Genomic DNA, 23,145 nt, shown 5'->3' on the forward strand with positions numbered 1-23,145 from the left:
CCGTACCGCCCGCCCGTCATTCCGCTTCCGCGCCCGCGACGGATACGTGCGCCCCCGAAGAAAGGCACTTTTCGTGCGTAACACCACCAAGACCGTCACCACCGTCCTCGCCGCCGGCGCGCTCGCCCTCGGTGCCGCGGCCTGCAGTCCCTCGTCCTCCAACGACAAGAACGGCGCGCTGGTCGTCGCCGCGAGCCCGGTCCCGCACGCGGAGATACTCAACTACGTCAAGGACCACCTGGCCGACAAGGCGGGCCTCAAGCTGGAGGTCCGGGAGTTCACCGACTACAACACGCCGAACCTCTCCACCCAGGACGGCTCGGTCGGCGCCAACTACTTCCAGAACCAGCCGTTCCTGGACGACTTCAACAAGAAGAAGGGCACCGACATCGTGCCCGTCGTCACCGTGCACCTCGAGCCGCTCGGCCTCTACTCGCACAAGGTGAAGAAGGTTGACGAGCTCAAGAAGGGCGCCACCGTGGCCGTTCCGAGCGACACGGTCAACGAGGCCCGCGCGCTGAAGCTGCTGGACGCGGGCGGGGTCATCAAGCTCAAGAGCGGCGTGGGCAACGAGGCCACCCCCAAGGACATCGTCACCAACCCCAAGGGCCTGAAGTTCAAGGAGCTGGAGGCCGCCCAGCTCCCGCGGTCGCTCGACGATGTGGACGCCGCGGTCGTCAACGGCAACTACGCCATCGAGGCGCACCTCAAGCCCGCCAAGGACGCCATCCTCATCGAATCGCCCAAGAACAACCCGTACGCCAACTTCCTGGCCGTGAAGAAGGGCAACGAGGACGACCCGCGCGTCAAGAAGCTGGCCAAGCTCCTCACCTCCCCCGAGGTGAAGAAGTACATCAAGGACCAGTACCAGGGCTCCGTGCTGCCGTCCTTCTGATCCCCGGCGCGCCGCGGAACCACCGCAACGATCGCGCCAACCTTCCCGCCCACCGGCGGATCCCCAGGGCTCCGCATCCGGACCACAACCGGATGCGGGGCCTTCCGATTCACCCCCCGTGCTGCATTTCCCCTGCGTGATGCTGCATGCTGGGCCTCTCTACGGCCCTGAACGACCCCCGGTTACGGAGCGGCGCATGACATCCACCTTCCCGGACATCTCCATCAGCACGGAACGGCTGGTGCTGCGCCCGTTCGAGGAAGCGGACATACCCGCGCTCGCGGACATGATGAACGACGAAAGCATCATCGCCTGGACCCGGGCGCCCAATCCGTACAGCCCCGCCGACGCCCGCGACCAGGCGCTGCGGCTCGCCCCGGCGGAACGGACCACGGGCCGGGGCATCGTCTTCGCGGTCGCCGAATTCCTCACCCAGCGGCTGGTCGGCATCGTGCATCTGAGCCATACCGACTGGAGACTGCTGGCCACCGAGGCCAGCTATATCGTCGCGCCCTGGGCGCGCGGTGAGGGCTATGCCTCGGAGGCCGTACTGGCCGTGGCCCGCTGGCTGTTCCAGGACCAGAAGTTCGAGCGCCTGGAGCTGCGCACCGCCGCCGGCAACACCGCCGCCCAGCAGGTCGCCCAGAAGGTCGGCTGCATCAGCGAGGGTGTGTTGCGCAACGCCTGGATAGCCCGCACCCAGACGGAGGACGGCGGCTGGACCGATATGCGCACCGACCTCATCGTCTGGAGTCTGCTCGCCGAGGACCTCGACGGCGCCCCCGACCGGATCTCCGAGCCCGAGGGCTTCGGCATCTATCCCACCTACTCCGACTGGGGCTGACGCCCCACCGCGCCCCGGCCGGGGCGGAGATCAGGCGCATTCGCGCCGCCCGCGCCCCCGGCGCACCACCCCCACGCCCGCCCCCGCTCCAGCGGTCCGGACCAGCCGGGGTACTCTTCGTCCGCGCCGAGCACCCGCGCCTTGGCCGCATCCGGGACCGTGCCCCGCGCATCCGCGGCACACCGGCCGCGACCCGCCCGTGAACCCTCACAGGCACACCACGCGACGCACGCGGCCCACCGCGACGCACCCGACAGACCCGAACCCGCCACACATAGGGGAGAACAAGGACGATGGCCGACCGCGTCACGGTGATCGGTTGGGACGGCACCCCGCTGACGGACGCGGCCCGCTCCGCCCTCGCGGCGGCCACGCTCGTGGCCGGCGCCGCCCACCACCTGGCGCTGCCCGAAGTCCCGCCGGGCGCCGAGCGGATCCGGCTCGGCAGCGTGGACCTCGCGGCCCGCAGAATCGCCCAGCACCGTGGCTCCGCCGTGGTCCTGGCCGACGGCGACCCCGGCTTCTTCGGCGTCGTCCGCGCCCTGCGCGCCCCCGAGCACGGACTCGAGGTCGAGGTCGTCCCCGCCGTCTCCTCCGTCGCCGCCGCCTTCGCCCGGGCCGGGATGCCCTGGGACGACGCCCAGGTCGTCGTCGCCCACAGCCGCGATCTGCGCCGCGCGGTCAACGTCTGCCGCGCCCACACCAAGGTCGCCGTCCTCACCTCGCCCGGCGCCGGCCCCGCCGAACTCGCACTGCTGCTCGGCCCGGTGCACCGCACCTTCGTCATCTGCGAGGCGCTGGGCACAGAACGCGAGCAGGTCACCGTCCTGACCTCCGACAAGGCCGCAGACCACGCCTGGCGCGACCCCAACGTCGTCATCGTCATCGGCGGCTCCGGCATAACTCCCGTCCGCGGCGGCCCGGCGGCCGGTGCCGCCCGCGGCGCGCTGCAGAGCGGCGGCTGGATCGCCGGACGCGACCCCGGCTACCCGGGCGCCGTCCGCGGCTGGGCGCTGCCCGGCCCCGCGTACGGGACCGTGCTGGGCGAGAGTGAGTCCCCGCAGCTACGCGCCCTCCAACTCGCCCGCATCGGCCCCCGCCTGGGCGACCTGGTCTGGGACATCGGAGCGGGCAGCGGCGCGGCGGCCGTCGAGACCGCCGGGTTCGGCGCGGCCGTCATCACCGTCGACCGCGACCCGGACGCCTGCGAGCGCACCGACACCCTGGCCCGCCGCTTCGGCGTACAGCTCCAGGTCGTCCAGGGCGTCGCCCCCGAGGTGCTGGAGGATCTGCCGGAGCCGGACGTGGTGCGGGTCGGCGGAGGGGGCGCACCCGTCGTCGCCGCGTGCGCCGCGCGCCGCCCCGAGCGCATCGTCACCCACGCCGCGACCCGAGACGAGGCGGAGGCCATCGGCCAGGCGCTGGAGGACGGCGGCTACGCCGTCGAATGCGTGCTGCTGCAGTCCGTCGAGTTGGACACGCGGGGCTGGACCGAACGGGAGCGCGCGGTCGCCTTCATGCTCTGCGGTCACCGCCCGCACCAGTGATTTTGTCCTTGTGACGTTCGCCCCGAGCTTCGCCCCGGTGACCTGCCCGGGGCACCGCCCGGGGTAGGCTGGCGGATCGTTGTACTGCCTGTACCGCTGCCCGGCGTTCGGCGCTTTATTGGCCAAAGGCCGGAAAACGCCCCTTCCTTGGAGGGGTGGCGGTAGGCAAGCCTCGGGCGTGTCTACGTGCCGCGCACGGCGCATGCTCGTTCTTGCTCAGGGGGCTTGCTCTCGGCGGTATGCGGTTGGAAGGAGCACTAGCGATGGGCGAGGGGTACGCATGACCGACACCGGCCAGGTCCCGGGAGAGGGACTGCCGGAGAACGCAGGCGGACGACTCGGACATCCGCACCCGGCGGATGTCCATGCCCCGCCTGCCGACGCCGGTTACATCGAACAGCCGCATCCCGGTGTCCCTCACGGCGCCGCCTACACCTTCCTCGACGGGCCCGAACACGTCGGCGAGGAGGACGATCTGCTGCTGATGCCGGGTGCCCAGGGCGCCTGGAGCGAGCAGCAGGCCCAGTACCAGACCGGGGCATACGAGGCGGGCGCGCTCGACCCCGGCGCCGCCGCGTACGCCGAGACCCAGATGCCCGAGCCGCAGCCCGTGGCGGAGCAGCCCGTACCGCAGTCGGCCCCCGCCCAGGCCGCGTACGCGGCGCCCGCCGCCCCCGCCCGGCGGCCGCTCCATATGGGCCCGCCGGTGCCCGACACCTCCAACGGCGTGGTGCGTTCGCTCGCCGACCGTGGCCCGGCCGCGGGCCGGCACGCCGCGCCCGCACGCCAGCCGGAGCCCGAGCCGCAGGCCGCTCCGGAGCCGGAGGCCGTGCCGGAGCCGCAGCCGCAGGTGCCGCATCAGGTCGCGTCCCAGCCGGAGTACGGGGCGGGGCCGCAGCAGGGCGTTCCGGGGCCTGAGCAGGGTGGGATGGTGGAGCAGCAGTTCGCCGGGCCCGAGCACTTTGCCGGGCCCGAGCAGCAGTTCGCCGAGGGCGAGCAGTTCGCCGAGGGCGAGCAGCAGTTCGCCGGGCCTGAGCAGTTCGCCGGGCCCGAGCAGCAGTTCGCGGGGCCCGAGCAGCAGCTTGGCGCGCCCGAGCAGTTCCTCGTTCCCGAGCAGCCGATCATGCTCGAGCAGCCGCTGGCGGCCGACTACTCCACCGCGCCCCAGTACGCCGCCGGGCCGCAGTACTTCACCCCGCAGCCCGACGACGTGAATCGGCTCCCCGGGCCCCAGCTCGCGGACCTCCCGCAGATGGTCGACGCCCCGCAGCCGGGGGACGCCTGGGACTCCACCCCGCCGGCGCAGCAGGCCGCGCAGGCCGCCGCGCCCGCGCCCGCGGAGACGGCCGGTACGGCCGAGGAGCCTCAGGTCGCGGAGGGGCCCGAAGCGGAACCCGTTCCCCAGCAGTTCGTCCAGCCCGAGGCGATGGCACCGGAGGCACAGCCGGTCGCGATGGACCCGGCGTACGGGGACCCGGCGGTCCCGGACCCGCACCAGATGGGCGCGACCATCCCGGCCCAGGGCGGGGAGCCGGTCATGGACCCCGCCCCGGAGGCCGCTGTGGCCGAGGAGCAGGTCGTCGACATCCCGGCCCAGGCGCAGACCGAGCCCGTCACCGAACAGGCCGAGGCCCAGCCCGCCCCCGCCCCGGTCGCGGAGGCCACGCCCGAGATCCCGGCGCAGTTGGCCCATGAGCCGGTCACGGCCGAGGAGCCGTACGCTCCCGCCGCCGGGGCCCCCGTCCAGGAGACCGCTCAGGAACTCCCGGACCAGCCCGCCGAATCGGTGGAGCAGGCGGCCGTGGACCCGGCTCTTGCGATAGTGGCCGCCGAGGAGCCTCAGCCCGAGGAGGCGGCCGCCGAGGAGCCGGCCGCTGCCGAGACGCCTCAGCAGGAGGCGCCCACCGAGCCGGAGGCCGAGGCCCCGCCGGAGGCGGAGGTGGTCCAAGAGGCCGAGGTGGTCCCGGAGGCGGAGGCAGCGATGCCGGAGACGCCCGCCGAGACGCCTGAGCAGGCGGCGGCCGAGCCGGAGCCCGAGGCGGAGAGCCCGGAGACCGAGGTCGTGGCTGAGGAGCAGTCCCCGGAGGAGCAGACTCTCGAAGCCGAAGCGGCGGACACCCCGGAGGCCGAGGCCACCGAGAGCGAAGCCGCTGAGGCGGAGGCACCCGAGACCGCCGAGCCGGACGCGGAAGCGGCGGCCGAGGCAGCGCCGGAGGCCGAACCCGAAGCCACCGAGGTCACGGCGGAGCCCGAGGCAGAAGCAGAGGCGGAAGCCCAGCCCACCGAGCCCGAGGCCACGACGCCCGAAACGGCACCCGAAGCCGAAGCCACCGAGCCCGAGAGCACCGAGCCGGAAGCCACGGAGCCGAAGGCCGGTACCCCCGAGGCCGATAGCCCGGAAGCCACCGAGCCCGAGGCCGGCGCGACCGAAGCCACCGAGCCCGAGGCCGGCGCGACCGAAGCCACCGAGCCCGAGGCCGGGACCGCCGAACCGGAGCCCACGGACCCGGAAGCCGCCGAGCCCGCGGCCACGGACGACCCCGAGGCGCACGCCCCCGAGCCGGAGTCCGAGCCCCAAACGGATCCCGAAACGGCCCCCGAGCCCGCAGCGGACGCCACGTCCGAAGAGGCCCAGGAATCCACACCGGACACCGACACCGACACCGACACCGACATCGAGCCCGAGCTGATCCCCATCCCCATCGGCCCCCGCGCCGAGGGGTACGACGAGGCCGAGCGCGCCGCCGTCCACCGCGTGATGCGCGAGCGCCGGGACATCCGTAACGGCTTCCGGTCCGACCCCATCCCGCACGAGGTGCTGCTGCGCGTCCTCGAAGCCGCGCACACCGCGCCCAGCGTGGGGCACTCCCAGCCGTGGGACTTCGTCGTCATCCGCTCGGCGGAGACCCGGCGCGCCATGCATGAGCTGGCCATGCGCCAGCGGGACGCGTACGCCAAGTCCCTCCCCAAGGGCCGGGCCAAGCAGTTCAAGGAACTGAAGATCGAGGCCATCCTCGAGACCCCGGTCAACATCGTCGTCACCGCCGACCCCACCCGCGGCGGCCGCCACACCCTCGGCCGGCACACCCAGCCGCAGATGGCGCCGTACTCCTCCGCCCTCGCGGTGGAGAACCTCTGGCTCGCCGCCCGCGCCGAGGGCCTCGGTGTCGGCTGGGTCAGCTTCTTCGACGAGCGCGAGATGGTGCGGGAGCTCGGGCTGCCCGACCATCTGGAGGTCGTGGCGTATCTGTGCATCGGGTACGTCGACGAGTTCCCGCAGGAGCCGGAGCTGATGAAGGCCGGGTGGTCCAAGCGCCGCCCGCTGTCCTGGGTCGTCCACGAGGAGACGTACGGCCGCCGCACCCTGCCCGGCGGCGACCCGCACAATCTGCTCCAGGAGACCCTGCGGGGCATCCGCCCGCTGGACGCCAAGGCGCTCGGCGAGGCGTGGGAGCGGCAGAAGCGGATGACCAAGCCGTCGGGTGCGCTCGGCATGCTGGAGATCATCTCCGCCCAGCTGAGCGGGCTGTCCCGGCAGTGCCCGCCGCCGATCCCGGAGCCCGCGGCCGTCGCCATCTTCGCGGGCGACCACGGGGTGCACGCCCAGGGCGTCACCGCCTGGCCGCAGGAGGTCACCAGCCAGATGGTGGCCAACTTCCTGGGCGGCGGCGCGGTCTGCAACGCCTTCGCCGCCCAGGTGGGCGCCGAGGTGTGCGTGGTGGACGTCGGGGTGGCGAGCGATCTGCCCAGCACCCCCGGGCTGCTGCCGCGCAAGGTGCGGGCGGGCACCGGCGACTTCACCGTCGGCCCCGCGCTCACCCGCGAGGAGGTGCTGCGCGCCATCGAGGTGGGCATCGAGACGGCCCGCGATCTGGTGGCCGCCGGGAACAAGGCGCTGCTCACCGGAGAGATGGGGATCGCCAACACTACCGTGTCGGCCGCCCTGGTCTCCATCTACACCGGCGCCGACCCGGCCGAGGTGACCGGACGCGGCACGGGCATCAACGACGAGATGCACGCGCGCAAGATCGATGTCGTACGGCGCGGTCTCGAACTGCACCAGCCCGATCCGGCCGACCCCATCGGCGTCCTGTCGGCGATCGGCGGCCTGGAGCACGCCGCGATCACCGGGCTGCTGCTGGGCGGCGCCTCGCTGCGTACGCCCGTGATCCTGGACGGGGTGAGCGCGGGCGCCGCCGCGCTGGTCGCCCGGGCCATCGCACCCGAGGTGCTGGCGGCCTGCATCGCGGGTCACCGCAGCGCCGAGCCGGGCCATGTGGCGGCCCTGAACAAGCTGGGCCTGCGCCCCCTGGTCGACCTGGATCTGCGGCTCGGCGAGGGCACCGGGGCGCTGCTCGCCCTCCCGGTGGTGCAGAGCGCCGCGCGGGCGATGCACGAGGTGGCCACCTTCGACTCCGCAGGGGTCACGGAGAAGAACTGATGCGCGCCCCCGCCGCGTAGGGTGTCGGCGGGGGCTCCGCACCAGAGCCGATCACGTCCCAGTCGAGCAAGCTCCAGTGGATCAAGCCCCAGTCGATCAGCCGCTCCAGCGCCGCAGCGGCCGCGCATTCGCACGAGGAGAGCCGCACCGCCATGTCCGAACACTTCGCATACCCCGTCGGACTGCGCCTTTCCGGGCGGCGTGTGGTCGTCCTCGGGGCGGGCCAGGTCGCCCAGCGCCGGCTGCCCGCGCTGATAGCGGCCGGTGCGGACATCCTGCTGATCTCGCCGTCCGCCACCGCCTCCGTCGAGGCCATGGCCGAGGCGGGGGAGGTGCGCTGGGAGCGCCGCCGCTACCAGGAGGGCGACTTCGAGGGCGCCTGGTACGCCCTGATCACCACGGACGACCCGGAGGCCAACGCCACCGCGTCCGCCGAGGCCGAGGCGCGCCGCATCTGGTGCGTCCGCAGCGACGACGCCGAGGCCGCCTCCGCCTGGACCCCGGCCACCGGGCGCAGCGAGGGCGTCACCGTCGCCGTGCTCACCGGACAGGACCCGCGCCGCTCCGCCGCCGTCCGGGACGCCGTGGTGGAGGGGCTGCGCGACGGCACCCTCGCCGCTCCCCGCCACCGCAGCCGCGGCCCGCGGGTGGCGCTGGTGGGCGGCGGGCCGGGCGACCCGGACCTGATCACCGTGCGCGGCCGCCGCCTCCTCGCCGAGGCGGACGTGGTGGTGGCCGACCGGCTCGGCCCGCGCGATCTGCTCGATGAACTTCCGCCGCATGTCGAGGTGATCGACGCGGCGAAGATCCCGTACGGCCGTTTCATGGCCCAGGAGGCGATCAACAACGCGCTGATCGAGCACGCCAAGGCGGGCAAGTCGGTCGTCCGTCTCAAGGGCGGCGACCCGTTCGTCTTCGGGCGCGGTATGGAGGAGGCGGAGGCGCTCGCCGAGGCCGGTATCCCGTGCACCGTCGTCCCCGGCATCTCCAGCTCCATCAGCGTCCCGGGCGCGGCCGGGATCCCGGTGACCCACCGGGGCGTCGCGCATGAGTTCACGGTGGTCAGCGGCCATGTCGCCCCTGACGACCCCAGCTCCCTGGTGGACTGGGCGGCGCTGGCCCGGCTGCGCGGCACGCTGGTGCTGCTCATGGCCGTGGAGAAGATCGGCGCCATCGCCGCGACGCTCGTCGCCCACGGCCGGGCCGCCGAGACCCCCGTCGCCGTGGTCCAGGAGGGCACCACCCCGGCCCAGCGGCGGGTGGACGCGACCCTCGCCACCGTCGGGGAGAAGGTCGCGGCCGAGGGCGTACGGCCCCCGGCGGTCGTGGTGATCGGCGATGTCGTCGCCCTCTCGCCCCGTGACCACCGCTGACGTAAGCGGACGTAACCGCCGGTAACTTATTCGCGTCGGGCTCATTGGCACCGCATCCAGGACAAGGCAGTATCACTTAAGTGGCTGATCTCATCACCGTCGATGATCCGGACGACCCGCGGCTGCGCGACTACACGGGTCTGACCGATGTGGAGCTACGACGCAAGCGGGAGCCGGCCGAGGGCCTGTTCATCGCCGAAGGCGAGAAGGTGATCCGGCGCGCCCGCCTCGCCGGCTACGAGATGCGCTCGATGCTGCTGTCGTCCAAGTGGGTCGATGTGATGCGGGACGTCATCGAGGACGTCCCCGCCCCCGTCTACGCCGTCAGCCCCGAACTGGCCGAACGCGTCACCGGCTACCACGTCCACCGCGGCGCCCTCGCCTCCATGCAGCGCAAGCCGCTGCCGGACGCGGAATCGGTGCTTCAGGGCGCCCGCCGCGTCGCCATCATGGAGTCCGTCAACGACCACACCAACACCGGCGCCATCTTCCGCAGCGCGGCAGCCCTCGGCATGGACGCCGTACTGCTCTCGCCGGACTGCGCCGACCCCCTCTACCGGCGCTCGGTCAAGGTCTCCATGGGCGCCGTCTTCTCCGTGCCGTACGCCCGCCTGGAGAGCTGGCCGCGCGGGCTGGAGGCGGTCCGGGACGCCGGGTTCAAGATCCTCGCCCTGACCCCCGACGAGAAGGCCACCACCATCGACGACGCGGCCCCGCACCGCCTGGAGCGGGTCGCGCTGATGCTGGGCGCGGAGGGCGACGGACTCTCCACCCAGGCGCTGATGGCCGCGGACGAGTGGGTCCGGATCCCGATGGCCCACGGTGTGGACTCCCTCAACGTGGGCGCGGCGGCGGCGGTCGCCTTCTACGCCGTCACCTCGGGCAGACCGGGGCTCTGACCCTTACGGCCGGTCCGGCGCAGCGGCGGCCGGGCGCGGTGCCACGGCGTGCGGTGCTACCGAGCGCCGCCCTACGGTGCGGGCTGCCCACCGCGGGCGCTGCCCAAGCAGATCGAAACGGAAACCGGCTGCGGTTCGAGGTGCCCCGTAGGGGCGCGGGCTGTGTCGATATGCGGCTCCGCCGCGTGGGCGCGACCGGCCACGACGGCGCCGCAGACGATCGACGGCATCTCAGTGCGCTTCCAGCGGAGCGTTCAGCGCGGTGCCGCCGACCGCGACTCCACGGGGTGGGGTGTCACCGAATGCGGTACTGGCCCGCGCGGCGCCGCCGACGAGACCGACCCCGTCGGCCCGTGCGGTGCGCCCAGGCCGTTCGCCGGGCCCTGACAGCCCTGCGCCGCCGCGATCCCCAGCGCCACCAGCAGCGTCACCACGACGAACACGGTCAGCCGCTGCCGCAGCAGCCGGCGGTTCGGCCCGCTGGGGCGGCGTCCGCCCGGTGAGGTGCGCACGGTGTTGGCCGGACGCCCCGGGCGGTCCGTACGCGCGGGCGGCCGCGCGCTCCGGCGCTGCGCCTGCTGCGGACGCGCCGGGGTGTTCCGCCCCGTGGGACGGCCCGAGGCCCCGCCCGTACTGGCTCCCGGACGCGGGGACGGCGACCCGTTGCGCGGCGTCGGCGTACTGCCCGGGCGCCGCTCCGTGTGCTGGTCGGCGTACGCCTCGGGGCGCCGCGCCGGGGCCCGGCCCGGCCCGCCGCCGTAGCCCCCGGCACCGTGCCCCTGCCCATGCGCCTCGCGCGCCGCGATCTCCTTCAGCCGCAGCGACAGTTGCAGGGTGCTCGGCCGGTCCTCCGGATCCTTCGCCAGACAGGCGTGGAGCAGCGGCGCCAGGGCGTCGGGGACGCCCAGCAACTGCGGCTCCTCGTGCACCACCCGGTACAGCATCACCTCGGAACTGCCGTGCCCGAACGGCGAGTCCGCCGTCGAGGCGTACGCGAGCGTCGCGCCCAGCGCGAAGACATCGGTCGCCGGGGTCACCGCCGCGCCCCGCACCTGCTCGGGCGCGAGGAAGCCGGGCGAGCCGACCGCCGTGCCGACATGGGTGAGGGTGCTGGCCCCGGTCGCCCAGGCGATACCGAAGTCGATGATGCGCGGGCCCTTGGGGGAGAGCAGGATGTTCGAGGGCTTGAGGTCGCGGTGGACGACCCCCGCCTCATGGACCGCCAACAGCCCCTCCGCCAGCGCCGACCCGATCGACGCGACCTGGGCGGCGGGCAGCGGGCCCTCCTCGTTCACCTTGTCGTGGAGGGAGGGGCCCGGTACGTACTGGGTGGCGAACCAGGGGCGGTCGGCCTCCAGGTCGGCGGCCACCAGCCGAGCCGTACAGCCGCCGCGGATCCGCCGCGCGGCGGAGACCTCCCGGGCGAACCGGGACCGGAACTCCCGGTCCTCGGCGAGATCCGGCCGGATCACCTTCAGGGCCACCCGCTGGCCGCGCCGGTCGGAGCCGAGGTAGACCACCCCCATGCCGCCCGCGCCGAGCCGCCGGTGCAGCCGGAAGGAACCGACGACACGCGGGTCCTCGCGCCGGAGCCGCATCATCGCCATGTCCGTCCCCTACCTCCGGTGGGGAGCCCCTCCCTTAACCCCTGGTGGGGAGCCCCATCCGCTGCCGTCTGCTTGCCGTTTGCCGCTGATCTGCCGTCAGTCCGCCGCTGTTGTCCGTCGCTGTCCGTCTGACGTGCACAGCTTACGGATTGACGGCCCCGCGCGCTGAGAGGCCGCGCATGCGTCGGCCGATGGATTGTCAGTGGTGCCTGAGATCCTGGAGAAGTGGGCCGGAATCGTGGCAATCCACGCCCGGCTCCGTGCTGCGTGATCTCAAGAGGCCGTCTCAGAAGGGGGATTGAGACCGTGAAGGGTGATCGTGTGGAGATAGTCGTGGATGCGGGGGACACGACGCGGACGTATGAAGTGGTGGCCAGCAGGGCGGGCCGGAGGGTCGAGACAGCGGTCCGGCGGGGGGTGGTGGAAGTGAGCGAAGTCACCCGTAATGGGTCCGTGGTGCGGACGGCCCGCTTCATGGCCAACCGCGTCCTGGCACTGGTGGAGCAGCCGGTGCCGCGGGGCGAGGAGGGAGACGGTGAGTAGAGCTCGCACGCGCTCGGAGGGACACACTCCGGGGGCCCCGGAAGGGCTCCGGAAGGATCGATTCCCCGGACCCCTCCGGGAAGACCCCAAGGCGTGAGGGCGCATCTCCACCCAGGGGAGTAGTCGACGCCTCCCGGGGTCATCCTCCGGGAGGCCCGGCAATCGGTACGAAGGCATGACGCCGAGGACCGGGGTGCGCGCCTAATGTTGTGCTCAAGCGGCGGGCGCAGCACTCGTCCCCCGAGGTCAGACGCTCGCCGCCCCCAGATGTGACGGAGGAGGGACGATGGCGGACACGGCTGGACGCACGGTCATCCACACGCGTCGTCGCAGGTCCATCAGCGCGGCGGCCGACGCCTTCGGCGGCCCGCAGACCGGCACCCGCCACCCTCTGGTCGCGGCGGCGATGGTGCTGCCGATGGCCATTCTCCTGACCATCACCTTCGGCGGCTGGGATGCCGTCGTCACACAAGCGTCGTCCGTGGCGGGAATGCTGGGGCGCTGAGCGCCCCAGGCCTGGGAGAGCGGCCCGGGCCGGGGACTTCCGGCCATTAACCCCGTGGGGACGGGGGTGCGGCGGACGGCACGAATGCCCGGACAGCTGGGGAGCTGTTGCGGTAAAACACCCGCAACGGTGACTAGCTCCGGACCTGCGAAAACAGGTCCGGGTCCGGGCGTCGAACGGGCCCTGTTCGGCATCGCTGGGGAGCGATGACGAGCAGGGCCCGGTGCGTTTGGGCGGCGGCACGAACAGGGGCCCCGGCCGCCCCCTGGGGGATTAAGGGGCAACCGGGGCCGGTATGGGGGCTATGCGATCAGCTCAGTTCGGCAGACCACTTTCCGCGGCCGAGGAACGTACGACCATCGGGTGTGATGTCCACCCGGGCCCCTCGTACCGGTAGCTCGCCGTTGCTGAGCCAGTAGTCGCGGACCTTGTCGAGGGCGTCCCACAGTCGGCGGGGGCCGCCCTGGTGCACGGTGGGCCGCTCGTTCCCGGTCGCCGTCGCTCGGGCCCACGATCCGTCGGCATGTGCCATGAGCGCGACACGCTGCTCGCCGTCCTCCCGGTACTCGTGCTCGATACCGGGTGCCTCGATGTCGAGCATGGAAGTGAGGTCCCACGCGTTCGCCACGTCGACGACGGGATACGGACCGCTGGTCACTTCATCTCCGTCCAGCTCCGCGGCCTTGGCGAGGCGAACGGCCGCACCGGGCGGGTAGTCGTCACCGTGGCGAGCGTGCATGAACCCTGCCCGGTCCCACTCGACGCGCCCGGTCGCGCCTCCGTCCTTGTCCTTCTCGGCCGTGACGAGGAGGGAGGTACCGGCGATCGTGGTCACCAGCCGACCGCCGGGGCAGAGTACCCGGAGCCAGCTTGCGGGAATCGTGCGTACCGACACAGTGGCGATGATTCGGTCAAAGCTCGCGGGGTCGTACGGCAGGTCCCCGGTCGCGTCGATCGTGTCGAGCGTGGGAGCGACCCCAGCCTCGCTCAGCCGCTTGCGGGCGATCTCGGTCAGGTAGGGGTCGACGTCGACGCTCGTCACCTGCTCGTCGCTCAGTCGGCGAGCGGCGAGGGCGGCCCCGTACCCGCTTCCCGTGCCCACATCGAGCAGCCGGTCGCCATCGTCGATGTGGGCATGCTGGAACATGCCCACGACCAGACTCGGCAGGGTGGCCGAGGACGTCGGCCGACCGTGCGGCCGGTCGGCCGCCGTGGCGTAGTCGGCGTGTAAGGGGCCGACACGGGTCACCAGCGAGGTGTCGCGGTACGCCGCGTTGAGCCAGCGATTCGGGTCTGAGGGGCCGTCGTGCAGCTCCCAGCCGTCGGCACCGCGCTTCCACCATCGGGGGATGAACAGGTGCCGTGGTGTAGCGGCGATGGCCGGCGCCCATCGGGAGTGCCGGTGTGTTGAGATGTCGGCCAGAGCGGCGGCGCGGGTGGTCCAGTTCACGCGTGGACTCCAAGGGAGGGCGGCGGGGCGGGCGCGAAGTGCTTCGGGTTGCAGGCGGGCGTACGGGCCGGGTCGCAGTCGTTCGAATCGTCCGGGGTACAGGCGCCTGCGCGCGGCTCGGGCACGGCTGCAATCATCTCGCCCCATCGGTCGCTGTGCAGGATCTCGGCGAGACGCTGTTCGCGGACGTTGCCGGCGATCATGAAGCGGCTGAGGATGCAGCCGGACACGGCCCCGTCGGGGGAGACGGACACGCGGTGCCGGAAGCAGTGTCCGCACAGCTCGGCAGCGGTCGGCATGCTTGTGTCCTGCTGGGCCGCACGTCCGACCTTGCGCATGCGGTCGACCTGGATTTCCTTGATGCCGAGCCGGTGCAGCTCCGCTTTGGCCTGCTCGACGCGCTGCCCCTCGATCACTTCGACGATGCCGGCGCGCATGGGGATACCGCGGCGGACCGCTTCGGCGATGTTCGCCCTGGTGCGGTCGAGGCTTCCGCGCGTGCGGGTGATCTCCTCGTGCTGGGCCCTGTCGTCGCTGTAGTAGGACGTGGCGAGGCAGACGCCCTTACGGCTGAACGAGTCCCAGAGGGACGGCCGTACGTGGGTGAGGTTCGAATACACCTCGACGCCGAGGCGGGCGTCGAGCGCCTCGTCGATGAACTGCGGGAGGTGCGGTGAGAGGGTCGGCTCGCCGCCGATGAACTGCACCATGGGGATGCCCAGCTCGGCCACGTCCGCGATGACGCGCGACCAGTCGTCGCGGGTCATGTGCCCGGCGGGTGCCTGCGGACTGCTGTTGGTGCAGCAGTGGGTACACCGGAGTTGGCAGGTGCCGGTGATTTCCAGCTCAATGGATTGGATACCGATCACGGTAGCTGTGCTCACGCGAGCCTCCATGAATAGATGGGTGCGACCCTGACCCTGCGGTCGCCTGGGGTGGTGCACCGCCCCCGCGCCGCGGGGGAACCGGTAAATACGCGGGGGCGGCGGTCAGCGGGCGGCGTGCCTCGCCGGTTTCCGGCGGCGCCGGCCCGCCCTCGCCGGGGTGGGTTGGCACCCGGCGGGGGCGGGGGACTGTGGGGGCTTGGGCGGCGTCGGCAGGGGAGCGGCGAGCAGGTTGTACCGGGCGTCGTAGTCGGTGACGCTGATGCGGTACGGCTTGGCGGCTGCGAGTGTCGACAAAGCCTGCTCGTACTGGCCAGGCTCTTGAGCCCATGCGTACAGGTAGGTGTGAGGGCGGGGGCACGTAGGTCCGGTGGGGACGACGGAAGCCCTCCCGAGGTAAGGCGCGCCAGGGTGAGGGTCGAGCAGGCGGGCCAGGTACAGCGCTTCGGCTTGCATCCATCGGGCGGCCAGCCGCGGCGTGGGCGCTCGATAGGTCGCGAGTATGACCTCGCGGGTGCCGCTTAGGTCGTGGGCGGTCGCTGCACAGTGGAAGGCGAGGGGGAGCCGCGCGGAAATGTGTGCCGAGCCAGGCGGAGCGAGCGTCAGCACAGCCGCGCTCACGGCTTACCCCCTCGGGCCTGGTGCCGCTGCTCGATGATGTGGTCGAGCTGGATTCGGTACAGCTCGACCTGCGCGGGCTCCAGAATCAGGACCGACTCGGACATGCCGCCGTCCTCGTGGTGGACCATGACCGGTAGGGCGGCCTGCTGCGACCGGTGGTCGTAGATGACATCCCGTTTCAGGGGACTGACGTGGGTGACCGGCACGGGCACGGGGCGCAAGGTGGCACCGCTGGACGGGGCCGACCATTCCCGACCGCCTCCCGGCGGGCGCAGGTGGTAGGACGCCGAGCTTGCGCTCGGCACAGCGACGACGACGCCGATCCGCCCTTTCTCCGCGAGGTCTGAGGCGAGGTCGCCGAGCCGGGGGCGAAACGGGGCGCCTGCGCTTAACTCGGCGCCCTGCGCGGGAAGTTGTTTCGAAGTCTGTTCGGCCATGCCCCGAAGCTAGGAGCAGGGCAGCAGCCGAATATGAACCGCAGGAATATCACCCTCATCCATCGAGGTGAAAGCGGTCTGACATGCGGCGCAGCTTCTCGCGGGTACTCGCTCGTTCGGCGTAGACGAGGCTACGCAGGGTTGACCGCGCAATGGGGTGGTTGCGGATGAGCTGGGGCGCGATGCGTTCGGCCTTCTCCAGTTCCTTCAACGCCTTGTCCCGGTTGTTATCCCAAAGCCACGCGCGGGCAAGGTCCATGTGGTGGTGTCCCTGGCGGGAGTTGGGGAGCCCGGCGACAAGTTCCGAACTGGTCTTGCGGTTTATGGCCAGAGCCCTTCGCTGCTCGCGCATCTCAAGCGCAACGCTGATGGCGTGGATCTGGACGTTGCCCGGCGAGAACGTGAGCGAATGCCGGTCGTACACCGGGGGACCGGAGCATTCGTCCAACCGATCTGCGGCGTCCCTGGCGTGCGCGATGCGGTCTTCGGCCTCCGCCCGGTGCCCGCCCCGTGCTGCCGAAACCGCCGCGCGCAGTTGCAACGAGCCCCATGCGCGAATGGCCAGCGGTTCGCCCTGGTCGTATCCCTGCTGGACGCTTCGAAGCGCCTTGTCCGAGAGGGCGACGGCGTCCGCCCAATCTGCGGTTGCCCACATGTCCCATACCCGCATCCAGTCGGCCACGGCTGGCATGACTGAGTCACCAGACAGCCGCGCTGACCATGCGGCCCGTTCACAGGCCATGGCGACCAATTCGGGGTGGCCGAGGGCGTGTGCGGCGGTGTGCGCGAACTTGCAGCACACGGCGTAGATCGCGAACGCTTCCTCGCGCTCATGACCGGTGGATACCTCGGCGAGGGCGCGCGCTTCCCGGAACAGGTCGGGAAGCACCTGCATGATCGCGACGTTCGCCGCGGCGTCGCGTAGGCGGTGCAGTCGGGTGGTCTCCTGCCAGAGCTGACCAGCCGGCCGCGGGGTGCCGTCGAAGATGGGGGCGAGGTCGTACCGGCGCAGCTCGCGCAGGACAGATGACGCGGCGACCTGCCATTGATTCTCGTCGGGTGAGCTGTTGTACGGACGGCCGATCAGGTCATTCGGGTGCACATGCAGCTCGGCGGCGAGCAGATTGAGCAGGCCGACCCGATCAAGTTCGATGAGGCCGCGTTCCATCTTCGACACCCACCCCTGAGACTTCCCCAGGGCGGCGGCGAGGTCGGCCTGGGGCATCCCGAGACGGAGCCGTGCGCGCCGTGCGCGACGGCCGATCTCCTCGGCTTCTTCCAACATCAGTGCGCCCCCTTTGCGGCGTGGCGCCAGTAGGGTTCAAGCGGGCGGCGATGCATCCGTGCTCCATCCGTCGGGCGTATACCTCAGAACGGTACCCAGCGTGCGCGACGGGTGTGGAGCGCTACAGAGCAAGAAGTGCGCTAATGACAAAGGCGCCCCCGCGCGGCCACGAGCGGCCGTACGGGGGCCTGCCGCTGGCGCACCTTGTCCGCCGCGGCCCGCTTCGCTTCCGGGGTGACGGCGGCGGCCTCGCGGCGCCGGTACCTCTGGATGTGCCGCCAAATAAGGCGGTGCACGGTGATGTGGTGACTCCGCCGGCAGCGCGTGACTTCGTCGAAACCTGCCGCTTTGTGGCGCGCGAGGTCTATGCGCTGCGGTAGATGCCTACGTCCGTCAGACGGCTGAAGCCGGATACGGCGCCTGCGGTCGGCGCGGCCGTGCCTGGCCGTGCCGACCGCCGGGAGCCGGGGAGGTGGGTCGCGGACGCCGTTGCCCGGTCCTCCGGCCACCTTTGACACAAGTGCCGGCGGCAGACCGGTGCGGGCGCCGCTGCGTGCTGGTGGGCGCGGACGAGGTAGGACACCCCGCCCCCTGGCCACGCCAACGACACGGGGCACACCCCGGTCACATGATCGCCCCGACAAGTCCGTTGGTCGCCTTGGGCATCGCGCGTGGCGCCTGGCCGCAGTGGGGCTCAGGACGTCACGCCACTCGGCCCAGGCGCCGGGTCGTCGCCCACAGCAGCAGGGCTGCGCCGCTGAATGCCGCTCCCAGGGCGGACACCGCTGTCCACCCGGCCGCCGCGTACGCCGCGGAGGAGCCGATGGCGCCGAGGGCGCTGCCGGCCGAGTAGAAGACCATGTAGCCGCCGATGATTCTGCTTCCCGCGTCCGGTTGGGCGGCGTAGACGAGGGACTGGTTGGTGACGTGCACGGCCTGGACGGCGAAGTCCAGGAGGATCGCTCCGACGGCCAGGGCCCAGAGCGACTGCCGGGTGAAGGCCAGGGGGAGCCATGACACGGTGAGCAGGACCAGTGCGGTACCCGTGGTCCGCTGGGCGAGGCCGCGGTCGTTCCATCGGCCGGCGGCTCCCGCGGCCGCGGCTCCGGCCGCTCCGGCGAGCCCGAACGCGCCGATCGCGGTGTGCGTCAGCGACCAAGGGGGACCGCTGAGCGGCTGGACGACGCTGCTCCACAGCGTGCTGAAGGCCGCGAAGACCAGCAGCGCCAGCATGCCGCGGACCCGGAGCAGGGGGTGGCGGGCGAACAGGGCGACGGTCGATGCCAGCAGGCGCCGGTACGACATGGTGACGGTCGGCGGCCGGTCGGTCGGCAGGGCCAGGCGCAGGAGCACGGCGAGCGTCGCGGTCACCACGGCCGAGAAGAGGTAGACGGCGCGCCATCCCGCCAGGTCGGCCACGACGCCCGCCACCGTGCGGGCCAGCAGAATGCCGGTGATCACCCCGCTGGTGACCGCTCCGACGACCCGCCCCGAAAGGCGGGAGCGGTGAGGTGGGCCGCTGCGGCGACCATGGTCTGGGCGACGACGGCGAGCGCACCGACCGCCGCGAGGGCGGTGAGCAGCGTGGCGGTCCCGGGCGCCAGACCCGCCAGCAGCAGCGCGGCGGCGAGCAGGCCGAGCTGGAGTGTGATCAGTCTGCGCCTGTCGACGAGGTCGCCGAGCGGGACGAGCAGGAACAGACCCGCGGCATACCCGAGTTGGGTGATCGCGACGATGGCGCCGAGCAGGCCGGGGCCGAGCGCGAACTGCTCGCCGAGCGTGACCAGCAGGGGCTGGGCGAAGTAGACATTGGCCACCGCGCTGCCGCAGGCAACGGCGAAGAGCAGGATCAGGCGTGCGGATGGCGGCCCGGGTGGAGTGAGTGCGGTGTTCACGGCCGTCCGGCCGTCGGCCGTCGAGCAGTCGCTCGGCATGGAGCGTCTCCCCCTCATTGATGGTTGCAACTTGCTACCTGACCGGACCTTAAGTCAGGAGGTAGCATGTTGCAACCAGATGTGTTGCGAGGAGGAGTGCGATGGTCGCCCGCACGCGATTCGACGCCGAACCGTGTCCCGTTGCCCGGTCGATCGACGCCATCGGCGACTGGTGGTCCCTGCTGATCGTGCGCGACGCGTTCGACGGCAGTCGCCGCTTCGGCCAGTTCCGGCGAAGCCTGGGCATCGCCAAGAACATCCTCACCAGCCGGTTGCGCATGCTGGAGCAGACCGGAGTGATGACCACCGTGCCCGCCTCCGACGGCAGCCGCTACCAGGAATACGTGCTCACGGAAAAGGGCCGCGCGCTCTTCCCTGTCGTCGTGGCGCTGCGTCAGTGGGGCGAGGCGCACTGCTTCGGCCCGGGGGAGGAGCATTCGCGACTCCTCGACCGTCGCAACGGGCACCCGCTGCGCCCGCTGGAGATCCGCTCCAGCGACGGGCGCTCCGTCGGCCCGGACGAGACCCTCGTCGAAAAGCTCAGCAATGCGGACGAGGCGGGCTGACGCGTCCTGCGGCCACGGCGCAGCCCGTCCCGATCCGGACGGATCAGCGGAAGCGCAGGCCGTTGATGAGCAGGGCGCAGACGGCCTCCAAGGCGGCCTCGGTGCCCGGGGCCTGCCACTCGGGGGCGTGCGCGGGGTGGTGGTAGGCCATCGTGGCGTCGAAGACGGTCCGGGCCGTCGCGGTGGGGTCGGCACAGGTGAAGTCACCGGCGGTGACGCCGTCGGCGATGATGACGCGCAGTTGCCCGATCAGGTCGGTCACATGGTCGGCGGCCGCGTCACTGTGCTCGGCCGCCAGGACTCGGTAGGTGGCGAAGAGCTCCGGGTCCTCGGACAACAGCTTCCGCTTGGCGGCGAACAGCGTGGTGAGCCAGGTGCGCAGTCGCTCGGCCGCGGCCTGTCGGGTGTCGGCCGCGACCGCCGCGATGTCCTCGCGCGCCCGGCCGAGCCAGCGCCGCGTGACGGCTTCGCGCAGCGCCGCCTTGGACGGGAAGTGCCGGTAGACGCTGGCGTGGCTGACCCCCAGGGCCCGCGCCACGTCGAGCACCGTGGCCTTCGCCGGTCCATGGCGGCGCAGTACGTCCTCGGTGGCGGTCAGGATGGTCTCGGCGTCGAGCGCCGGGCCCGAACGCATCAGCGCTCGCCGTTCCGTACGCACCGCACCGCGCGGCTCCCGGCCCCGGCGGCGGGTACCGACTGCTCCCTCACTGCCAGTTCCTCCTAGTGGCCCGTCAGAAGACCGCGAGCGGGTTGACGGGCACCCCGGTCAGCCCGTGGATACGTGGCGGCGCCACCGTGAGCAGAAAAGCATAGCGGCCCAGCTCCGCGCAGACGGCGGCGAGCTCGTCCACCTCGGCGGCGTCGATCAGCGGCAGGCCCATCATCGGCAGAGCGACCCGGTGCAGCGGCAAGGGGCAGGCGGGGTCCAGGTCCGGGTGCGCGTCGCCGATGTCGCCCGCGTAGAGCGACACGCCGCGCCGGTGCATCCAGCGCACCGCGTCCAGGCTCATCCCCGGCATCGGCCGCTCGGGGTCGGGCGTCATGGGCCATCCGCAGCGCACCACCAGGGCGTCCCCGGACTCCAGCCGTACGCGCTGACGTTCCTCGGCCGCCTCGAGGTCCCGCGCGGTGACCGCGTGGCCACTGGGCAACGGGCCGTCGGCCGCCAGGTCGAGCAGGATCCCCCGGGTGGCGAGCCCGGCGGCGAACGCCGTCGTGGAGCCGTGCCGGGCGCCGGCCGGTGTCACGGCCTCGTCCACGGGCCGCCCCGGATAGACCCGCCCGTCGCGGATCGCGTGCCCCAGCGCGTCGAGGTGCGTCGAGCGCGGATGGTGATTGGTCACCAGCATCACGTCCGCCATCGCCGGCGCGGGGGAGCCGACGTACACCATCATCTGCTGAACCGGTGAGGCGTCTTGGGTGGACGGCGCGAAGGGGCCGCTGATGAGCGGCGCCGGCCGGACCGGAACCGCGAGGGACACCGTCCGCCCCGTTCGGGCCTCCGCGGCGCCCCTGGCCCGGGCCTCCGCGGTGATGAGGTTGAGCGTGCCGAGCTGGTCGTCCTCACCCCACCGCCCCCAATTGCTCGGCAGGTCCTCTGAGTTGCTCGTTCCCGTATGCGATGCGTCCATGGCGCCGAACCGTATCGGGTTGAGGTTACAGAATCCAAACTCTGTAACCATGGAGCGTGACGCCGCATCCGCCCACGGCCCGCACTCGGGTGAGCGCCCGACATCAGGAGGGGCGGAGCACCGGCACCCCGTCCGGCAGGGGCTACGATCCCGGGGCAGCCGATGACATGGGGGAGCCGTGAGCCAAACCGCGGCGCAGCTCGTCGCCGCCCTTCGCCGGGGCCGGTGTGACGCCACCGCCGAGGTGATCGTCCTGGCCGACCGGCCCGACGCCACCGTCGTGCGGTGCGGCCATGTCGTCGCCAAGGCGCACCCGCCCGGCACGGATCCGGCCGAGCTGGCCGTCCGGCTCGGGGTCGCGGCCCACCCCCGGTGCGCGGGGATACTGCTGCCGCCGGTCGACGACGGCATGGCCGCGCTGCCCGACGGCCGGCGGGTCACCCTCTGGCCGTACGGCGAACCCGTGGCGCCCGATGCGCCGGACGCCGCCCCGTGGGTCGAGGCGGGGAAGCTGCTGGCCCGGCTGCACGCCGTGCCGGTCGCCGAACTGCCCGGCCCCCTCCCCGCGATGCGCGGCCCGGTCAAGGCGGCCCGAGCCATCGCCCGGCTGCGGGCGGCGGCGCTCCCCGACAGCGCGGCCATCCGGGCCGTGTTGCACGCCTGGGCCGGTCTGCCGGACTGGGCGCGGGGCGTGGACCGCACGGACCGTACCGACCGCGTGGACCTGGACCGCGCGGACAGCCGGGACCACAGGGACCGCACGGATCGCCGCGAGCGCACGGACCGGCAGGAGGTCACCAGGCTCTGCCACGGCGATCTCCACCTCGGTCAGCTCATCCGCCACCGCGCCGCCGACTGGGTGCTCATCGACATCGACGACCTCGGCCTCGGCGACCCGGCCTGGGACCTCGCGCGGCCCGCCGCCTGGTACGCCGCCGGGCTGCTCGCCCCCGAGGACTGGGACCGGTTTCTGGGGGCGTACCGGGCGGCGGGCGGTTCCGCCGCGGGGCAGGGCGACCCCTGGCCGCGGCTGGACGTGCCCGCCCGCGCCCTCACCGTGCAGACCGCCGCGCTCGCGCTCGCCAAAGCGGCGGCCGCCGGACGGGCGTTGGACGAGGCCGAGGAGGCGATGGTGGAGGCGGCTGTCCGCATCGCCCGGTACATGGAGGCCGTAGGGTGAAGTCCACGCGGTCGGAGGGATGTCCGGCGCGTTGTTGTCCGAAGCATGAGGAGTTGAGCGGACCATGCAGTGTCCCAAGTGCCATGCGCCGATGCACACGTATAACCGCAATGGCGTGCAGATAGAGCAGTGCAGCGGCTGCCGGGGGATCTTCCTGGACTACGGGGAGCTGGAGGCGCTGACCCGCCTTGAGACGCAGTGGACCCAGCAGATGCCGCCCGCCGCGCCCGGCCCGCAGGGGTACCCGGCCGCGCCCGCGCCCGCGTGGGGCGCGCCGCAGCACGGGCACCACGGTGGTCACCACGGCCACCACAAGCGGGGCTTCGGGCACATGCTCTTCTCGTCATGAGAACTGAGGACTGAGAGCCGAGAAACGTCAGAGGGCCGGAGCTCTTCGCTCCGGCCCTCCGCCGTTCAGTGTGGACGATACTGGGATTGAACCAGTGACCTCTTCCGTGTCAGGGAAGCGCTCTCCCGCTGAGCTAATCGTCCGCGGGACTGCG

The 23,145-nt window shown here is 72.3% G+C and carries 20 protein-coding genes, 1 tRNA gene and 1 pseudogene; 11 read left to right on the top strand and 11 right to left on the bottom strand.

The features are described 5' to 3' along the window. Positions 1–73 precede the first annotated feature (73 nt). The 4 genes from BLV72_RS29625 (at position 74) to cobT (ending at position 7,727) form a co-directional block, all read left to right on the top strand. Positions 74–895 carry a MetQ/NlpA family ABC transporter substrate-binding protein gene (locus tag BLV72_RS29625; RefSeq protein WP_093466078.1) on the top strand — a complete coding sequence of 274 codons (822 nt, stop codon included), beginning with the start codon at positions 74–76 and terminating at the stop codon, positions 893–895. A 196-nt stretch (positions 896–1,091) separates the two neighbouring features. Further along, positions 1,092–1,739: a GNAT family N-acetyltransferase gene (locus BLV72_RS29630; RefSeq protein ID WP_093466080.1), complete on the top strand. Its 648-nt coding sequence runs from the start codon at positions 1,092–1,094 to the stop codon at positions 1,737–1,739. 293 nt (positions 1,740–2,032) lie between these two features. Beyond that, complete coding sequence (cbiE, locus tag BLV72_RS29635) at positions 2,033–3,286, top strand: precorrin-6y C5,15-methyltransferase (decarboxylating) subunit CbiE (protein ID WP_093466082.1); 1,254 nt, start codon at positions 2,033–2,035, stop codon at positions 3,284–3,286. A gap of 280 nt (positions 3,287–3,566) precedes the next feature. Then, entirely contained in the window at positions 3,567–7,727 is a 4,161-nt protein-coding gene (cobT, locus tag BLV72_RS29640) for a nicotinate-nucleotide--dimethylbenzimidazole phosphoribosyltransferase (RefSeq protein ID WP_093466083.1), read from the top strand. On the opposite strand, the gene BLV72_RS48075 is transcribed toward cobT, so the two are convergent. Beyond that, the gene (locus BLV72_RS48075; protein WP_167746413.1) at positions 7,711–7,881 is read right to left on the bottom strand and encodes a hypothetical protein; all 171 of its coding nucleotides are present in this window, start codon (positions 7,879–7,881) and stop codon (positions 7,711–7,713) included. The two genes, cobT and BLV72_RS48075, sit on opposite strands and share 17 nt — an antisense overlap. Here BLV72_RS48075 and cobA point away from each other — a divergent pair. Together cobA and BLV72_RS29650 are read left to right on the top strand one after the other, a co-directional pair. Continuing rightward, the gene (gene cobA / locus BLV72_RS29645) at positions 7,880–9,100 is read left to right on the top strand and encodes a uroporphyrinogen-III C-methyltransferase (RefSeq protein WP_093466085.1); all 1,221 of its coding nucleotides are present in this window, start codon (positions 7,880–7,882) and stop codon (positions 9,098–9,100) included. The two genes, BLV72_RS48075 and cobA, sit on opposite strands and share 2 nt — an antisense overlap. 80 nt (positions 9,101–9,180) lie before the next feature. Beyond that, complete coding sequence (locus tag BLV72_RS29650) at positions 9,181–9,999, top strand: TrmH family RNA methyltransferase (protein WP_086711564.1); 819 nt, start codon at positions 9,181–9,183, stop codon at positions 9,997–9,999. Between the two features lie 254 nt (positions 10,000–10,253). Here the strand turns inward: BLV72_RS29650 and BLV72_RS29655 are convergent, their stop codons facing one another. After that, positions 10,254–11,606, bottom strand: coding sequence for a serine/threonine-protein kinase (locus BLV72_RS29655; protein ID WP_244321077.1), 1,353 nt, complete (start codon positions 11,604–11,606; stop codon positions 10,254–10,256). A gap of 306 nt (positions 11,607–11,912) precedes the next feature. Between BLV72_RS29655 and BLV72_RS29660 the strand changes: the two genes are divergently transcribed. Both BLV72_RS29660 and BLV72_RS29665 read left to right on the top strand, forming a co-directional pair. After that, positions 11,913–12,149, top strand: coding sequence for a hypothetical protein (locus tag BLV72_RS29660; RefSeq protein WP_078639914.1), 237 nt, complete (start codon positions 11,913–11,915; stop codon positions 12,147–12,149). A 286-nt stretch (positions 12,150–12,435) separates the two neighbouring features. Beyond that, the gene (locus BLV72_RS29665; RefSeq protein WP_093466086.1) at positions 12,436–12,654 is read left to right on the top strand and encodes a hypothetical protein; all 219 of its coding nucleotides are present in this window, start codon (positions 12,436–12,438) and stop codon (positions 12,652–12,654) included. Positions 12,655–12,964: 310 nt separating this feature from the next. Here BLV72_RS29665 and BLV72_RS29670 read toward each other — a convergent pair whose 3' ends face one another. From BLV72_RS29670 to BLV72_RS29695, 6 genes and pseudogenes are all read right to left on the bottom strand, one after another. Further along, positions 12,965–14,104 carry a methyltransferase domain-containing protein gene (locus tag BLV72_RS29670; protein WP_093466088.1) on the bottom strand — a complete coding sequence of 380 codons (1,140 nt, stop codon included), beginning with the start codon at positions 14,102–14,104 and terminating at the stop codon, positions 12,965–12,967. Beyond that, positions 14,101–14,988 (bottom strand): radical SAM/SPASM domain-containing protein, encoded by an 888-nt coding sequence (locus BLV72_RS29675; protein ID WP_244321079.1) that lies wholly within the window; start codon positions 14,986–14,988, stop codon positions 14,101–14,103. The genes BLV72_RS29670 and BLV72_RS29675 overlap by 4 nt, the downstream gene beginning before the upstream one ends. A 105-nt stretch (positions 14,989–15,093) precedes the next feature. After that, on the bottom strand, positions 15,094–15,285 hold the full coding sequence (locus BLV72_RS50225; protein WP_244321080.1) for a hypothetical protein: 192 nt from the start codon (positions 15,283–15,285) through the stop codon (positions 15,094–15,096). 320 nt (positions 15,286–15,605) lie between these two features. After that, positions 15,606–16,046: a hypothetical protein gene (locus BLV72_RS48865; protein WP_208905773.1), complete on the bottom strand. Its 441-nt coding sequence runs from the start codon at positions 16,044–16,046 to the stop codon at positions 15,606–15,608. 55 nt (positions 16,047–16,101) lie between these two features. After that, positions 16,102–17,331: a helix-turn-helix domain-containing protein gene (locus tag BLV72_RS29690; protein ID WP_093466092.1), complete on the bottom strand. Its 1,230-nt coding sequence runs from the start codon at positions 17,329–17,331 to the stop codon at positions 16,102–16,104. 702 nt (positions 17,332–18,033) lie between these two features. Then, positions 18,034–19,265: pseudogene (locus BLV72_RS29695) on the bottom strand (MFS transporter). Positions 19,266–19,366: 101 nt separating this feature from the next. On the opposite strand from BLV72_RS29695, the gene BLV72_RS29700 reads away from it, so the two are divergent. Beyond that, on the top strand, positions 19,367–19,831 hold the full coding sequence (locus BLV72_RS29700) for a winged helix-turn-helix transcriptional regulator (RefSeq protein WP_093466094.1): 465 nt from the start codon (positions 19,367–19,369) through the stop codon (positions 19,829–19,831). 43 nt (positions 19,832–19,874) lie between these two features. Here BLV72_RS29700 and BLV72_RS29705 read toward each other — a convergent pair whose 3' ends face one another. Both BLV72_RS29705 and BLV72_RS29710 read right to left on the bottom strand, forming a co-directional pair. Then, positions 19,875–20,465 carry a TetR/AcrR family transcriptional regulator gene (locus tag BLV72_RS29705; protein ID WP_093466095.1) on the bottom strand — a complete coding sequence of 197 codons (591 nt, stop codon included), beginning with the start codon at positions 20,463–20,465 and terminating at the stop codon, positions 19,875–19,877. A gap of 97 nt (positions 20,466–20,562) precedes the next feature. Beyond that, positions 20,563–21,462: a cyclase family protein gene (locus BLV72_RS29710; RefSeq protein WP_167746415.1), complete on the bottom strand. Its 900-nt coding sequence runs from the start codon at positions 21,460–21,462 to the stop codon at positions 20,563–20,565. Positions 21,463–21,640: 178 nt separating this feature from the next. Between BLV72_RS29710 and BLV72_RS29715 the strand changes: the two genes are divergently transcribed. After that, positions 21,641–22,642: a phosphotransferase gene (locus BLV72_RS29715; RefSeq protein WP_093466098.1), complete on the top strand. Its 1,002-nt coding sequence runs from the start codon at positions 21,641–21,643 to the stop codon at positions 22,640–22,642. 64 nt (positions 22,643–22,706) lie between these two features. After that, positions 22,707–22,991 (top strand): TFIIB-type zinc ribbon-containing protein, encoded by a 285-nt coding sequence (locus tag BLV72_RS29720; RefSeq protein WP_014056196.1) that lies wholly within the window; start codon positions 22,707–22,709, stop codon positions 22,989–22,991. Positions 22,992–23,062: 71 nt separating this feature from the next. Here the strand turns inward: BLV72_RS29720 and BLV72_RS29725 are convergent. After that, positions 23,063–23,134: transfer RNA gene (locus BLV72_RS29725), tRNA-Val, on the bottom strand. Positions 23,135–23,145: the final 11 nt, after the last annotated feature.

Origin of the sequence: Streptomyces melanosporofaciens, assembly GCF_900105695.1 — a bacterium.
Taxonomy (GTDB): Bacteria; Actinomycetota; Actinomycetes; order Streptomycetales; family Streptomycetaceae; genus Streptomyces; species Streptomyces antimycoticus.